Below are 13,936 nucleotides of genomic sequence, written 5' to 3'. Positions count from 1 at the left end.
TCTTGAAACGAGACCTATCCTCATCGTCGTCCTGGCTTTCGCCAGGACGACAACGTGCTTGAGATGTGCCGCGCAACTCACTCCGCCGGCGCCTGATCGCGCTTCAGCCGGCGCGAGCGCGTTGCTTTGTGCAGCACGCGCGCGAGCTGCTCGGCCGAATAGGGCTTCTGCAGCAGCTCGAAGCCGCCGCTGCCCTGCTGCGACAGCACCTGGCTGTAGCCGGAGGCGAGCACGATCGGCAGATCGAGGCGCTGCCGGCGGATCTCTTCCGCAAGCTCGATGCCGCTCATGCCGGGCATCACGACGTCGGTGAACACCAGGTCGAACCGGTCGGCGTCGACGGCGAGCTCCTCCAGCGCGTGGGTGGCGTTGTCCACCAGCACGCAGGTGCAGCCGAGCTGGGTCAGCGTGTCGGCGGCAAACTTTCCGACCTCGGCATTGTCCTCGACGATCAGGACCGATGCGTTGGTCCGATCGACCGAGGGCGCGTCCTCGGTGCGCTGCGCTCGCGCGCCATGCCCGCCGACGACGCGCGGCAGATACAGCGTGAATGTCGCACCCTTGCCGACTTCGCTGGTGACGGTCACCTCGCCGCCGGACTGCTTGGCGAAGCCGAACACCTGCGACAGGCCAAGGCCGGTGCCGTGACCGACCTCCTTGGTGGTGTAAAACGGCTCGAAGATGCGGCCGAACAGCTCCTGTGGAATTCCGACGCCGGTGTCGGTCACCGACACCGCGACGTGGCCGGGCGAGTTCGGCGGCGTGCTGGTCGCGGACGGCAGTCTGTCCACGGCGCGGACCGCGATCGTGAGCCGGCCGACGCCGTCCATGGCGTCGCGCGCGTTCACCGCCATGTTGATGATGGCGGTCTCGAACTGGCCGGCATCGGCGTTGACGAGACAGGTCTCGTCCGGCACCTGCGCTGTGATCTCGATGCGCGCGCCGATCAGGGTTGCGATCATCTCGCTCAGGGTGCGGACATTCTGGCAGGCGTCGAACACCTCGGGCTTGAGGGTTTGCCGCCGCGCGAATGCAAGCAGCTGGTTGGTCAGCTTGGCGGCACGGTTCACGGTGTTGGAGATCGCATCGATGTAGCGCTGCCGCCGCGGCTCCGGCAGGTCCGGCCGCCGCAACATGTCGACCGACGCGCGGATCACGGTGAGCAGGTTGTTGAAGTCGTGCGCGACGCCGCCGGTGAGCTGCCCGAGTGCCTCGAGCCGCTGGCCATGCCGCAATGCCTCCTCGGCCTCGATGCGCCGGTTGGCCTCCTCCTGCAGGCGCTGGGTTCGTCGGAAGGCGAGTGCGAGCAGGCCGAACAGCAGGGCGGTGGCCGGGATCCCGAAGATCAGGTGCTGGGCCATGGTCGACATCCAGCGCGACTGGATCGCCGAGGTTTCAAGGCCGGCACTGACATAGACCGGGTATTCCGCCAGCCGCTGATAGCGCATGCGCCGCTCGATGCCGTCGGCTGGGGATTGGATCGTCATCGTCCCGGCCTCGGGACTGGCTACGATCTGCCGCCCGAGCGGGCCGCTCGGCTGGAACCGGACATCGTGGCCAACGGCAGGGAAATGCGCCAGCACGGCGCCGTCGGTCCGGATCAGCGCCAGGAAGCTGCCCGGCTCGCGGCCGATCCTGGCGTAGAAATTCTCGAAATATTCCGGAAGCACGGAGGCCTGGATCACGCCGGCAAAGCTGCCGTCGTCGCCGTTGCGGCGCCGGCCGACGCTGAAGAACCGCGAGCCCTGATAGGGCGGCCGCGGCGTCAGCACCTCGCCGATATAGGTGCCGATGTCGCCCTGGGCATGGATCCGGAAGTAATCCCGGTCCGAGAAGTCGACGTCGGGGGCCGGCTGCACCAGGCTGTTGACGAGGGCACGGCCGTTGGCATCGAACACCCAGACCGATTTCACCTGGGGAAGCGCCATGGCGACCTGCCGCAGCCGCTCGTGCAGGCTCTTCTCGCGCGCGCCGATATCGGCATCGCCCATGCCGCGGACGACCTCGGTGACCTCGGCTAGGCCCCGATCGATGGTCTCGAACACCTTCAGCGCATGCTCATGGGCGACATCGAGCGTGCGCTGGATCTCCCGGTCGGCGGCCTCGCTGATCGAGATCCAGGACATTGCGGAGGCAAAAACGAACAGCGCCAGCGGAAGGGCCAGCGCGGCGGCCATCATCCATTGCAGCAGTCTCAGCGAATTGCGTTGTGCGGTCTGCACGGGCGCTCCGGCTCCGCGCGGACCATAACGCAAACCGTTGCACGGGAGGAAGCGAAACGGCGCCGCCGGGCGCGGCGCGGACGCCCGTTCGCCATTCCGCGACCCGTCAAGGTTACCGGAGGCCAACCCGGATCGATCAACTCGCAGCCGGCTCGCGTCCGGGGCAGCACGGGGCGGCTGCGGCGCGGCGGCATCACGACCTCGTTAGCGCCTCGCCGGCAGTCAAGCGGAAAATCGGCCTGGATGGCGCTTCCGGGCGCTGTTTTTAGGAGTTCTAAAACCTCTCACGGGCAAACGCTTGACCCTGTGACTACCTGCTGAAAAACAGGCCGCATGACAGGCGATCCAAACAGCTCCCGGGATGATTTGCAGGACGTCCGGCTCGGACATGCGGATCGCGGTTTTGTCGGAAAGATCATCAGGCTCGATGCGCTCGTGACGGGCTCATCGCTGTCTCCGCAGGAGCTGGAGCAGCGCCTGGTCGAGATGGGATTTGTCGAGGGCGCGCGCGTGGAAATCCTGCATGAAGGCACGATACGAAAGGACCCGATCGCGGTGCGCGTCGACAACATCACGATCGCGCTGCGCCGGAGCGAAGCCATGGCTGTGATCGTCGAATGACCGCTGCATCCCTGCGCCTGGCGCTGGTCGGCGCGCCGAACACCGGCAAGACGTCGCTGTTCAACAGCCTGACTGGCAGCCGTCAGAAGGTCGCCAACTATCCGGGCGTCACCGTCGAGCGCAAGTCCGGCGGCTTCGTCACGCCCGAGGGCCGCAGCGTGACCGTGCTCGACCTGCCCGGCACCTATTCGTTGCGCGGCCGCAGCCCGGACGAGGAGATCACCCGCGACATCGTGCTGGGCCGCTTCGACGGCGAGGCGGTGCCCGACCTCGTGCTCTGCGTCGCGGACGCCACCAATCTGCGGCTGACCCTGCGGCTGGTGCTCGAGCTGAAGCGCGTCGGCCGGCCGATGATGCTCGTGCTCAACATGATCGATATCGCCAAGCGCCGCGGCGTCACGATCGACATCGACCGGATGTCGCAGGAGCTGGGACTGCCGATCGTGACCTCGGTCGCGGTCCGCAAGGGCGGCATCGACGAGCTCCTGAAGCGGACCGACGAATTCCTCTCCAAGTCGCATGAGGCGGCGGCCAGCGAATGGACGACGCCGACGATTGCCGACCTCAAGGCGGCGCAGCGCGAGGCGGACCGCATCATCGCGGCGGCGGTGACGCTGCCGACCAAGCCCGACACGCTGACCAACCGGATCGATTCGGTCGTGCTGCATCCGGTCTGGGGTCTCGTGATCCTGGCCGTGATCCTGTTCGTGATGTTCCAGGCGGTGTTCACCTGGGCGCAGCCCGCGATGGAGTTCCTGTCGGACAGCTTCGCCGCGCTCGGGCAGCTGATCCACAATTTGCTGCCCGAAAGCTGGAGCCTGTTGCAGAGCTTCCTGCAGAATGGCGTGATCTCCGGCGTCGGCAGCGTGATCGTGTTCCTGCCGCAGATCATCATCATCTTCCTGTTCATCCTGCTGTTGGAAGATTTCGGCTACATGGCGCGCGCCGCGTTCCTGATGGACCGCATCATGGGCGGCGCCGGGCTGCATGGCCGCGCCTTCATTCCGCTGTTGTCGAGCTTTGCCTGCGCCATTCCCGGCATCATGGCGACGCGCGTCATCGACAATCGCCGCGACCGCCTGACCACGATCCTGATCGCGCCGCTGATGACGTGCTCGGCGCGCATTCCGGTCTACACGCTGATTATCTCCGCTTTCGTTCCAGCGACCACGCTGTGGGGTTTCGTCAATCTGCAGGGACTCGTGATGTTCGGCCTCTACGCCGCCGGCATCACCAGCGCGCTGACGGTGTCGGCGATCGCGAAATTCTTCTTGTGGCGCGATCACGCGCCGGCACCGTTCATGCTGGAATTGCCCGACTACAAGATGCCGCGGCCGAAGAGCATCGCGATCGGCGTGTTCACCCGCGCCAAGATGTTCCTGTACCGGGCCGGCACCACGATCCTCTCGATGATGGTGCTGATCTGGTTCCTGGCCTCGTTCCCGCAGGCGCCGGCCGGCGCCGAGGGGCCGGCGATCAACTACAGCTTTGCCGCGATGATCGGCCATGCGCTCGAGCCGCTGCTGCGGCCGATCGGCTTCAACTGGCAGATCGCGGTGGCGCTGATCCCCGGCATGGCCGCGCGCGAGGTCGCGGTTGCAGCCCTCGGCACGGTCTATTCGATCGAGGGCGGCAAGGAGGCGGCGGACCAGATCGGCCAGGTGCTGGCGCAGAAATGGACGCTGGCGACCGCGCTCTCGCTGCTGGTCTGGTACATCTTCGCCCCGCAATGCGCCTCGACGCTCGCGGTGATCCGCCGCGAGACCGGCGGCGCGAAGTGGATGGTGGTGACGTTCGTCTACATGCTCGCGCTGGCCTATGTCGCGAGCTTCCTGACTTTCACCCTCGCGCAGGCGCTCGGCCTGCATTGATCGGCAACACAGTTTCATCATCTCGACTCGAAACTGCGATAGGTGCATGCAACCAAGCGAAGCAGTAGAGTTGATCGAGGGCGCATGAAGCGGGCGCCTCCGCGTGTTCCCTGCGAGACCATGCAATGTCGACGTACGGCCTGGAGCGGCTATTTTCGCCTCGAAGCATCGCAATCGTCGGCGGCAGCCCGCGTCCGTCGTCGCTCGGCGCGGCGGTGCTCAGGAACATCAGAGCGAGCGGCTTCACCGGCCGCGTCGGCGTCGTCAATCGGAACTATGCCGACGTCGATGGTGCGCCGACCGTTCCCGACCTGAAATCGCTGCCATTCGTTCCGGACCTCCTCGTCATCAGCGCACCGGCGGCTGCGGTTCCGGAGATCGTCGCGGAGGCGGCTTCAGCCGGCGTTGTCGGCGCGGCGATCCTGTCGGCCGGTCTCGGCCATGGCCCGGGCTCGCTCGCGGAGACCGCGGGGCAGACGGCGCGACGGCATGGTATGCGCCTGATCGGGCCGAACTGCCTCGGCGTCATGGTGCCGCGCGCCAAGCTCAATGCGAGCTTCGCCTCGCATCAGCCGTCCGACGGACACGTTGCTCTGATCTCGCAGTCCGGCGCGGTCGCGTCGGCGATGATCGAATGGGCGGCGGAGCGGCGGCTCGGCTTCTCCGGCATCGCGTCGATCGGCGACCAGCTCGATGTCGACGTCGCCGACCTCCTGGATTATTTCGCGCTCGACGACCACACCAGCGCGATCCTGATCTATCTCGAAGCCGTCAAGGACGCGCGCAAGTTCATGTCGGCGGCGCGCGCCGCGGCGCGGCTGAAGCCGGTCGTCATCGTCAAGTCGGGACGGATGGCGCAGGGCGCCAAGGCCGCCGCGACCCACACCGGCGCGCTGGCCGGCTCCGATGCGGTCTACGACGCCGCATTCCGTCGCGCCGGCATGCTGCGCGTCTACGACCTGCGTCAGCTGTTCGATTGCGCCGAACTGCTTGGCCGCGGCTTCGTTCCGCGCGGCAACCGACTGGCGATCCTGACCAATGGCGGCGGGCTCGGCATCCTCGCGACCGACCGGCTGGCCGAGCTCGGCGCGGTTCCTGCGACACTGACGGCGGAGACCATCGAACGGCTCGACAAGGTGCTGCCGCCGGGCTGGTCCTGCGCCAATCCGGTCGACATCGCGGGCGATGCCGATGCCGATCGCTACGTGGTGGCGCTCAGCGCACTGCTCGATGATGCGAACAGCGATGCGGTGCTGGTCGCGAATGTGGAAACCGCGGTTGCGCCGGCCCAGGGGATTGCAGAGGCGGTGGCGCAATGCGTCCGCGACCGCAGGACGAAGCGGAGTGCGGTCGCCGCACTGGTGCTCGCGGCCTGGGTCGGCGCCGACGAGCGCACCGGCGCGATCTTCGAGGCGGCACGGATTCCGCACTTCCCGACCGAGGACGATGCGGTGCGCGCCTTCATGTATCTGGTGCGCTATCGCGAGGCCTCGACCGCGCTCGCCGCAACCCCGCCTGGCGTCGCATCGGTGTTCACGCCGGAGACGGCGGCGGCGCGCCATGTCGTCGTGAACGCGCTGTCGGAAGGGCGCGCCTGGCTCGATCCGGCCGAGATCGTCGCCCTGTTCGCGGCCTATCGTATTCCGATCGCGACGACGCTCGTCGCCAACAGTGCCGAGGACGCTGCCGAGAAGGCGGCGCCGTTCCTCGCCGAGGGACATGCGATCGTGGTCAGGGTGTTCTCGCGCGACATCCGGCACGCCTCCGATGTCGGCGGCGTGATCCTCGACCTGCGCACGAAAGACAGCGTCGTTGAAGCTGCCCGGACCGTCATGGCGCGGGCACGAAGTGCCCGGCCCGATGCCATCCTGCAAGGCGTGACGATCCAGCCGATGATCGTGCGGCGCGCGGCGCGCGAACTGATCCTCGGCATCGCCGAAGATCCGACCTTCGGTCCGGTGATCGTGTTCGGGCGTGGCGGCCCCGCGGTCGAGGTGATCAACGACAAGGCGCTGGCGCTGCCGCCGCTCGACATGAATCTCGCTCGCGAACTGATCGGGCGCACCCGCGTCTCGCGGCTGCTCGGCGGCTATGGCGATGTGCCGGCGGTCCCGGCGGACGTCGTGCCGCTCACCCTCGTCAAGCTGGCGCAGATGGCGGCCGACATTCCCGAGGTCGCCGAGCTCGACATCAACCCGATGCTGGCGGACGAGAGCGGCGTGCTCGCGCTCGATGCGCGGGTCGCGATCCGCAAGCCGGCGCGGCTGTTTGCCGGCCAAACGCGGCTCGCGGTGCGGCCCTATCCGTCGCAATGGGAAGGTGAGCTTGCGCTGCGCGACGGCTCGCGTGTCACGGTACGCCCGATGCGGCCGGAAGACGAGCCGATGGTCAGCGAGTTCTTCAAGCGCGTCACCGCCGAAGACCTCAGGCTGCGCTTCTTCCATGCGATGAAGGAATTCTCGCACGCCTTCATCGCGCGCCTGACCCAGCTCGACTATGCGCGGGCGATGGCGTTTGTGGCGCTCGATCCGAACACCGGCGAGATGATGGGTGCGGTCCGGCTGCATTCGGACTCGCTGTACGAGAATGCCGAATACGCGATCCTGCTGCAGTCCGATCTCAAGGGCAAAGGGCTCGGCTGGGCGCTGATGCAGCTCCTGATCCACTATGCGCGGTCGGAGGGATTGAAGCGTCTGTCCGGCCAGGTGCTGACCGAGAACACCACGATGATCGGGATGTGCCGCGATCTCGGCTTCACCGTGACGATGGATCCGGACGATCACAGCATCGTCGATGTCGTACTCGACCTCGATCGATCCGGCGTCGATGCGGTCGGCGCCGATATCCTGATCCGGCCTGCTGCGGCTGGCCGCTGATAACAGCGCCAGCCGCGGCTGCAACGGATCAGATCTGGCGTTCGACCAGCTTGAACTTGAGCTCGGCGATCGCTTCGGAGGGGTTGAGGCCCTTCGGACACGCCTTGGCGCAGTTCATGATGGTGTGGCAGCGATAGAGGCGGAACGGATCCTCGAGATTGTCGAGCCGCTCGCCGGTCGCTTCGTCGCGGGAATCGGTGACCCAGCGGTTTGCCTGCAGCAGCGCGGCGGGGCCGAGGAAGCGCTCGCTGTTCCACCAGTAGCTCGGGCATGAGGTCGAGCAGCAGGCGCACAGGATGCACTCGTAGAGGCCGTCGAGCTTCTCGCGGTCCTCGTGGCTCTGCCTCCACTCCTTCTGCGGCGTCGGCGTCGTGGTCTTCAACCACGGCTCGATCGAGGCATATTGGGCGTAGAAATTGGTCAGGTCCGGGACCAGGTCCTTCACCACCGGCTGGTGCGGCAGCGGATTGACCTTCACCGCGCCGCCGGCGCCGACGTCGTGCATCGACTTGGTGCAGGCCAGCGTGTTCTGGCCGTCGATGTTCATCGCGCAGGAGCCGCAGACGCCTTCGCGGCAGGAGCGGCGGAAGGTCAGCGTCGGGTCGATGTGGTTCTTGATCCAGATCAGGCCGTCCAGCACCATCGGACCGCAATCATTGGTGTCGACATGATAGGTGTCGACGCTCGGATTCTTGCCGTCGTCCGGGTTCCAGCGATACACCCGAAATTCGCGCGTCTCGGTGGCGCCGGCCGGCTTCGGCCAGGTCTTGCCGCCGGAAATCTTCGAATTCTTCGGAAGTGCGAATTCAACCATGCTTGCTCGCCTTCGTTCTCAGTAGACCCGCGCCTTCGGCGGGATGTACTGCACGTCATTGGTCATCGTGTAGCTGTGCACCGGACGGTACTCGATCGCAGTCTTGCCGGCCGGATCGATCCAGGTCAGCGTGTGCTTCATCCAGTCCTTGTCGTTGCGGTCCGGGAAGTCCTCGCGCGCATGCGCGCCGCGGCTTTCGGTGCGGTTCGCCGCCGAATCCATAGTCACGACCGCCTGCACGATCAGATTGTCGAATTCCAGCGTCTCAACCAGGTCGGAATTCCACACCAGCGAGCGGTCCGACACCGAGATGTCGCCGACGCCGCCATAGACCTTGTGGATCAGGTTCTGGCCTTCCTGCAGCACGTCGCCGGTGCGGAACACCGCGCAATTGTTCTGCATCACATGCTGCATGCTGTCGCGCAGCTTGGCGGTCGGCGTGCCGCCGGAGGCATGGCGGAAGTGATCGAGCCGGCCGAGCGCGAGATCGGCGGAATCCTTCGGCAGCTCCGGCTGCTTGGCGTTCGCGGTCAGCTTGTCGGCAAGGCGCAGCGCCGCGGCGCGGCCGAACACCACGAGGTCGATCAGCGAGTTGGAGCCGAGGCGGTTGGCGCCGTGCACCGAGACGCAGGCCGCTTCGCCGATCGCCATCAGGCCCGGCACCACCGAATTGTCGTCGCCATTGCGCTTGGTCAGCACCTCGGCGTGATAGTTGGTGGCGATGCCGCCCATGTTGTAGTGCACGGTCGGCACGATCGGGATCGGCTCGCGGGTGACGTCGACATTGGCGAAGATCTTGGCCGATTCGGAGATGCCCGGCAGCCGCTCATGCAGCACCTTCGGATCGAGGTGGTCGAGGTGCAGGAAGATGTGGTCCTTCTTCTTGCCGACGCCGCGGCCTTCGCGGATTTCGATCGTCATCGCGCGCGAGACGACGTCGCGCGAGGCGAGGTCCTTGGCCGACGGCGCATAGCGCTCCATGAAGCGCTCGCCCTCGGAGTTGACGAGATAGCCGCCTTCGCCGCGGGCGCCTTCGGTGACGAGGCAGCCCGAGCCGTAGATGCCGGTCGGATGGAACTGGACGAATTCCATGTCCTGCAGCGGCAGGCCGGCGCGCAGCACCATGCCGCCGCCGTCGCCGGTGCAGGTGTGCGCCGAGGTGCAGGAGGCATAGGCGCGGCCATAGCCGCCGGTCGCCAGGATCGTGGTCTGGGCGCGGAAGCGATGCAGCGTGCCGTCATCGAGCTTGAGCGCGATGACGCCGCGGCAGACGCCCTGATCGTCCATGATCAGGTCGATGGCGAAGAACTCGATGAAGAACTCGGCCGAGTGGCGCAGCGACTGGCCGTACATCGTGTGCAGCATGGCGTGGCCGGTGCGGTCGGCGGCGGCGCAGGTGCGCTGTGCCTGGCTCTTGCCGAAGTCGATGGTCATGCCGCCGAACGGGCGCTGATAGATCTTGCCGTCCTCGGTGCGCGAGAACGGAACGCCCCAGTGCTCGAGCTCGTAGACCGCGTCGGGCGCGTTGCGCACCATGTATTCGATCGCGTCCTGGTCGCCGAGCCAGTCCGACCCCTTCACGGTGTCGTACATGTGCCAGCGCCAGTCGTCCTGATGCATGTTGCCGAGCGAGGCCGAGATGCCGCCCTGCGCCGCCACCGTGTGCGAGCGGGTCGGGAACACCTTGGTGATGCATGCGGTGCGCAGCCCGGCTTCCGAACAGCCGACCACTGCGCGCAGGCCCGCGCCGCCGGCGCCGACCACAACGACGTCGTAGGTGTGGTCCTGGATCGGGTAGGCCTTGCCGTTCGTGGCCGGGCCACCGTTGGTGGCCTTGCCGTTTCCTTCACCGGCCATGGATCAAACTCCCGACGACAATTTGAGGATTGCGTAGATCGAGGCCAATGCGACCGCGACGCAGAAGAAGTTGTTCGCCATCACGCTGGCGATCTTCAGCTTCTCGTTATGGATGTAGTCCTCGATCACGACCTGCATGCCGATCTTCATGTGCCAGGTGCTGGCGACGATGAAGAGCAGCAGGATGATGGCGATTGGGATCGAGCCGAGGATCTGCGCCGCGCCGGCATGGTTGCGGCCGATCAGCGTGATCACCACGACGATCACGGGAACGATCAGCAGCGTCATCGCAACCGCGGTGAGGCGCTGGCGCCAGAAATCGCCCGTGCCGGTGTGCGCGGAGCCGAGGCCGCGGACGCGCTCCAGCGGCGTGCGCATCGAGGAGGGGCCGCTCATCGTCCACCTCCCACGGCGTAGGCAATGATCCAGACCAAAACGGTCAACGCGATGCCGGCGACCAGCGCGCCCCAGGTCAGGGCTTCGCGCTCATTGGCCTTGAAGCCGTAGCCGAGGTCCCAGACGAAATGCCGGATGCCGCTGCAGAGATGGTGCATCAGCGCCCATGTGTAGCCGAACACGATCAGCTTGCCGATCGCGCTGCCGGTGAAGGCCTGGACGTTGGCGTAAGCCGAGGGGCCGGAAGCGGCGGCGATCAGCCACCAGGCCAGCAGCAGCGTGCCGAAATAGAGGGCCAGACCCGTGGCGCGGTGGACGATGGACAGCGCCATCGTCAGCGTCCACCGGTAGGTCTGCAAATGGGGTGAAAGCGGTCGTTCGATCCTGGCGGTCATCGGCGGGCTTTATGTTGTGAGGGACCGCGGCCGGCCCATCGGGGAACGCGGTAGAGGAGTTCTATTTACGGAGTCGGATCACCCCGCGCAACGGCCAAATAGCCTTCGGTCGAACCGAAGTTCATTGTTAGAGTTGCCGAATTCTGGTTGATCCGCAGTGTGGTATACCAGATGCAAGGCCGAGCGAACAAAGTAATGAATCGGGATGCTCGTGGATCGGTTGGCGCGCTCAACTGCCCGCAAACGGGGGTCGCAAGGCGTCGATTTTGCCCCACCGTTCCACCAGATAATCGACAAATGCCCTGATCTTAGGCGATGCGAGACGTGACGGCTGAAGCATCAGATGTAGCGGCGTCGGCGCCGGCTCATGGTCGATCAACAGGCGCGTCAGGCGACCGTCGGCGAGCTCGGACTGCACTTGCCAGGACGGCACGCGGACGATGCCGGCGCCCTCCCGCGCCGCGCTGACCAGCGCGTCAAGGCTATTCATCCAGAGCCGACCGGATATGCGGATTTTGCGACCCGTCTTGCTGCCGTCGGCAAAGCGCCACTCCGCGCTGCCGGGCGAATCGGAAAACACCAGGCAGTCATGCCCGGCAAGATCAACCGGTGTCTGCGGCGCGCCGCGCCGGGCCAGATAGTCCGGCGACGCGCACACAATCATCTGCAGATCGGTGAGCTTGCGCGCTACCAGCTGCGAGTCGCGCAAGCGGCCGATGCGTATAGCCAGATGGATATCCTCCTCGACTATGTCGACGGCGCGGTCGACCAGCAGAAGGTCGACGGACAGCGCCGGATAGCGGCGCAGAAACTCGACCAGCAGCGGCGCGATCACGAGCCGACCGATCAGACTCGGCGAGCTGACGCGGATCCGTCCCGATGGCTGATGCGGGTCGCGCGCCAGCGCCGCCTCGATCTCCCTGATCTCGCCGAGGATCGATTTCGCGCGCTCGTAGAGGATGCGTCCGTCGTCGGTCAGCGCGAGCTGGCGGGTGGTACGCAGTAGCAGGCGGGTGCCGAATTGCTCCTCGAGCGCGCTGATCTGCCGGCTCACCGAGGTCAGCGAGCTCGGCAGCGAGCGCGCGGCCGCCGACAGGCTGCCGCTCTCGACCGCGCGGACAAAGGCCGCCATCGCCGCAAGCCGGTCCAAGCCCGATCCTTCCGCATTTCGCAAGAGAGCCTGCTCATCTGCAGCAATACCCCCGTCTTTCAGAAGGGTCTAGCCTGACGGCTCCACGATTTGAGGAGTTCGACATGGCCTCAACGTCCATCCGTCCAAATTCGCTCGAGCGGCGCGGACGTGCCGGCGCCGACGATCCGGCCATCCTGCTTGTTTTCTCCTGCGTCGGACTGTTAATCGACGTGCTGACGTTGCCGATGCAGGGCGCGACGTCCTCGATCCCACTCCGCTTTGCCTTGATTGCGGTCGCTGCTCCCGTGGCAGCGCTGGTCGCACTGTGGTTGGCCGACCGCACCGAGGCAGGCGCCTCCTGACGATGCGAAGGACATGATGGCCGGCCTCGATCCCAAGGAATTGCTCGAACTTGCGCTGCTGCTGATTGCGGTCGGGGCGCTGTCCGGCTTTCTCGCCGGCCTGTTCGGCATCGGCGGCGGCGCGATCCTGGTGCCGGTGTTCTACGAATGCTTCCGGCTGGCGGGCGTGCCGCTCGAGGTGCGGATGCCGCTGTGTATCGGCACCTCGCTCGCGATCATCATCCCGACCTCGCTGAGCTCGTTCCGCGCCCATTATCGCCGCGGCGCGGTCGATATGGAGATCCTGAAGCGCTGGTGGCTGCCGATCGTGATCGGCGTCGCCGCCGGCAGCGTCACCGCGCGGTTCGCGCCGGAGCGGCTGTTCAAGATCGTGTTCGTGATGGTGGCGTGGTCGGCGGCCGCGCGCCTGCTGCTGGCGCGCGAGACCTGGAAGTTCGGCGACGACGTGCCGAAGGGCTTCCTGATGCGCGCCTATGGCTTCTTCGTCGGCCTGTTGTCGACGTTGATGGGCATCGGCGGCGGCCTGTTCGCCAACCTCTTGATGACCTTCTACGGCCGGCCGATCCATCAGGCGGTCGCGACCTCTTCCGCGCTTGCGGTGCTGATCTCGATCCCCGGCGCGCTGGGCTACGTCTATGCCGGCTGGCCCGCGGCCGCGCGCTTCCCCGACGTCGCCGCGCTGCAATTGCCGTTCGCGCTCGGTTACGTCTCACTGATCGGGGCGCTGCTGGTGATGCCGACCACGCTCGTCACCGCGCCGCTCGGCGTCAAGGTTGCGCACGCGCTGTCGAAGCGGGCGCTGGAGGTGGCGTTCGGGGCCTATCTCTTCATCGTCGGCGGACGGTTCGTGATCAGCCTGCTGGGCGGGCACTGATCGGCTCGTCCTTCAGCCGTACTTCGCTGTGACCCCACGGTCGGAGGTCTCCGACGCCCTCGATCCGATCAGCGTGGGACAGGAATCGCAAGCGTGCTCCGATCATTTCAGGAGCTATCGGCAATTTCAGTTTCTCGCAGTCTGCCATCGCGACCCCTATAATCATCGCGACCTTCTGCCATCGCGATGTCAGGGCCGACATGATGACGTCGTCGAGCGCAGCTTCCGTAGCGCCACGGGGAAGACGCACGTCACTCCACTTCAGTTCGGAGGTCGGGGGAGGCAGTTCTTCGTGAAGCTCCAGCTTCATCAGGTCGCGAAACTGTTCGTAGAGCGGTAGCATCACCTGCCATTCCAGTTCGAGCAGGAGGTCATAAAGCCGGCCATCCAATTCAAGCCGCTCCTGCTTTCCGAGCTCCGCAATCGCGATTCGAGCCTTCTTCATCGCCTCGTGCGCGATGACGAGTTGATCGTTAATCTGGATAGCCTGCTCCCGCTCCATCTACCCCTCACGAC

The 13,936-nt window shown here is 66.1% G+C and carries 12 protein-coding genes; 5 read left to right on the top strand and 7 right to left on the bottom strand.

Annotation, left to right across the window (positions count from 1 at the left end; genetic code table 11):
* Positions 1 to 77: 77 nt before the first annotated feature.
* Positions 78 to 2,222, bottom strand: coding sequence for a hybrid sensor histidine kinase/response regulator (locus tag ACVMB1_RS33090; RefSeq protein WP_076834716.1), 2,145 nt, complete (start codon positions 2,220 to 2,222; stop codon positions 78 to 80).
* A 333-nt stretch (positions 2,223 to 2,555) separates the two neighbouring features.
* Here ACVMB1_RS33090 and ACVMB1_RS33085 point away from each other — a divergent pair, with 333 nt between their 5' ends.
* From ACVMB1_RS33085 to ACVMB1_RS33075, 3 genes are all read left to right on the top strand, one after another.
* Positions 2,556 to 2,843: a FeoA family protein gene (locus ACVMB1_RS33085; protein WP_057018132.1), complete on the top strand. Its 288-nt coding sequence runs from the start codon at positions 2,556 to 2,558 to the stop codon at positions 2,841 to 2,843.
* The gene (feoB, locus tag ACVMB1_RS33080) at positions 2,840 to 4,714 is read left to right on the top strand and encodes a ferrous iron transporter B (protein WP_076834693.1); all 1,875 of its coding nucleotides are present in this window, start codon (positions 2,840 to 2,842) and stop codon (positions 4,712 to 4,714) included. The genes ACVMB1_RS33085 and feoB overlap by 4 nt, the downstream gene beginning before the upstream one ends.
* A gap of 125 nt (positions 4,715 to 4,839) precedes the next feature.
* Complete coding sequence (locus tag ACVMB1_RS33075) at positions 4,840 to 7,590, top strand: bifunctional acetate--CoA ligase family protein/GNAT family N-acetyltransferase (RefSeq protein ID WP_076834691.1); 2,751 nt, start codon at positions 4,840 to 4,842, stop codon at positions 7,588 to 7,590.
* Positions 7,591 to 7,618: 28 nt separating this feature from the next.
* Here ACVMB1_RS33075 and ACVMB1_RS33070 read toward each other — a convergent pair whose 3' ends face one another.
* The 5 genes from ACVMB1_RS33070 to ACVMB1_RS33050 form a co-directional block, all read right to left on the bottom strand.
* On the bottom strand, positions 7,619 to 8,404 hold the full coding sequence (locus tag ACVMB1_RS33070; protein WP_028337893.1) for a succinate dehydrogenase iron-sulfur subunit: 786 nt from the start codon (positions 8,402 to 8,404) through the stop codon (positions 7,619 to 7,621).
* 18 nt (positions 8,405 to 8,422) lie between these two features.
* On the bottom strand, positions 8,423 to 10,261 hold the full coding sequence (gene sdhA, locus ACVMB1_RS33065; protein ID WP_057018135.1) for a succinate dehydrogenase flavoprotein subunit: 1,839 nt from the start codon (positions 10,259 to 10,261) through the stop codon (positions 8,423 to 8,425).
* Positions 10,262 to 10,264: 3 nt separating this feature from the next.
* Complete coding sequence (gene sdhD, locus ACVMB1_RS33060; RefSeq protein WP_141341401.1) at positions 10,265 to 10,639, bottom strand: succinate dehydrogenase, hydrophobic membrane anchor protein; 375 nt, start codon at positions 10,637 to 10,639, stop codon at positions 10,265 to 10,267.
* A 14-nt stretch (positions 10,640 to 10,653) separates the two neighbouring features.
* Positions 10,654 to 11,052: a succinate dehydrogenase, cytochrome b556 subunit gene (gene sdhC, locus ACVMB1_RS33055; RefSeq protein ID WP_028337891.1), complete on the bottom strand. Its 399-nt coding sequence runs from the start codon at positions 11,050 to 11,052 to the stop codon at positions 10,654 to 10,656.
* Positions 11,053 to 11,281: 229 nt separating this feature from the next.
* On the bottom strand, positions 11,282 to 12,184 hold the full coding sequence (locus ACVMB1_RS33050) for a LysR family transcriptional regulator (protein WP_246786655.1): 903 nt from the start codon (positions 12,182 to 12,184) through the stop codon (positions 11,282 to 11,284).
* A 122-nt stretch (positions 12,185 to 12,306) separates the two neighbouring features.
* Here ACVMB1_RS33050 and ACVMB1_RS33045 point away from each other — a divergent pair, with 122 nt between their 5' ends.
* Positions 12,307 to 12,546 (top strand): hypothetical protein, encoded by a 240-nt coding sequence (locus tag ACVMB1_RS33045; protein ID WP_076834686.1) that lies wholly within the window; start codon positions 12,307 to 12,309, stop codon positions 12,544 to 12,546.
* Between the two features lie 13 nt (positions 12,547 to 12,559).
* Positions 12,560 to 13,420 carry a sulfite exporter TauE/SafE family protein gene (locus ACVMB1_RS33040; protein ID WP_076834685.1) on the top strand — a complete coding sequence of 287 codons (861 nt, stop codon included), beginning with the start codon at positions 12,560 to 12,562 and terminating at the stop codon, positions 13,418 to 13,420.
* Here ACVMB1_RS33040 and ACVMB1_RS33035 read toward each other — a convergent pair.
* A complete protein-coding gene (locus tag ACVMB1_RS33035; RefSeq protein WP_083715232.1) occupies positions 13,398 to 13,922 on the bottom strand; it encodes a DUF3658 domain-containing protein in 525 nt (174 codons plus the stop codon). The two genes, ACVMB1_RS33040 and ACVMB1_RS33035, sit on opposite strands and share 23 nt — an antisense overlap.
* Between the last annotated feature and the right edge of the window lie 14 nt (positions 13,923 to 13,936).

This window comes from Bradyrhizobium sp. USDA 4504 (assembly GCF_054063995.1).
The sequence above is the reverse complement of the archived record's forward strand: the minus strand, read 5'-3'. Positions and strand labels throughout refer to the sequence as shown.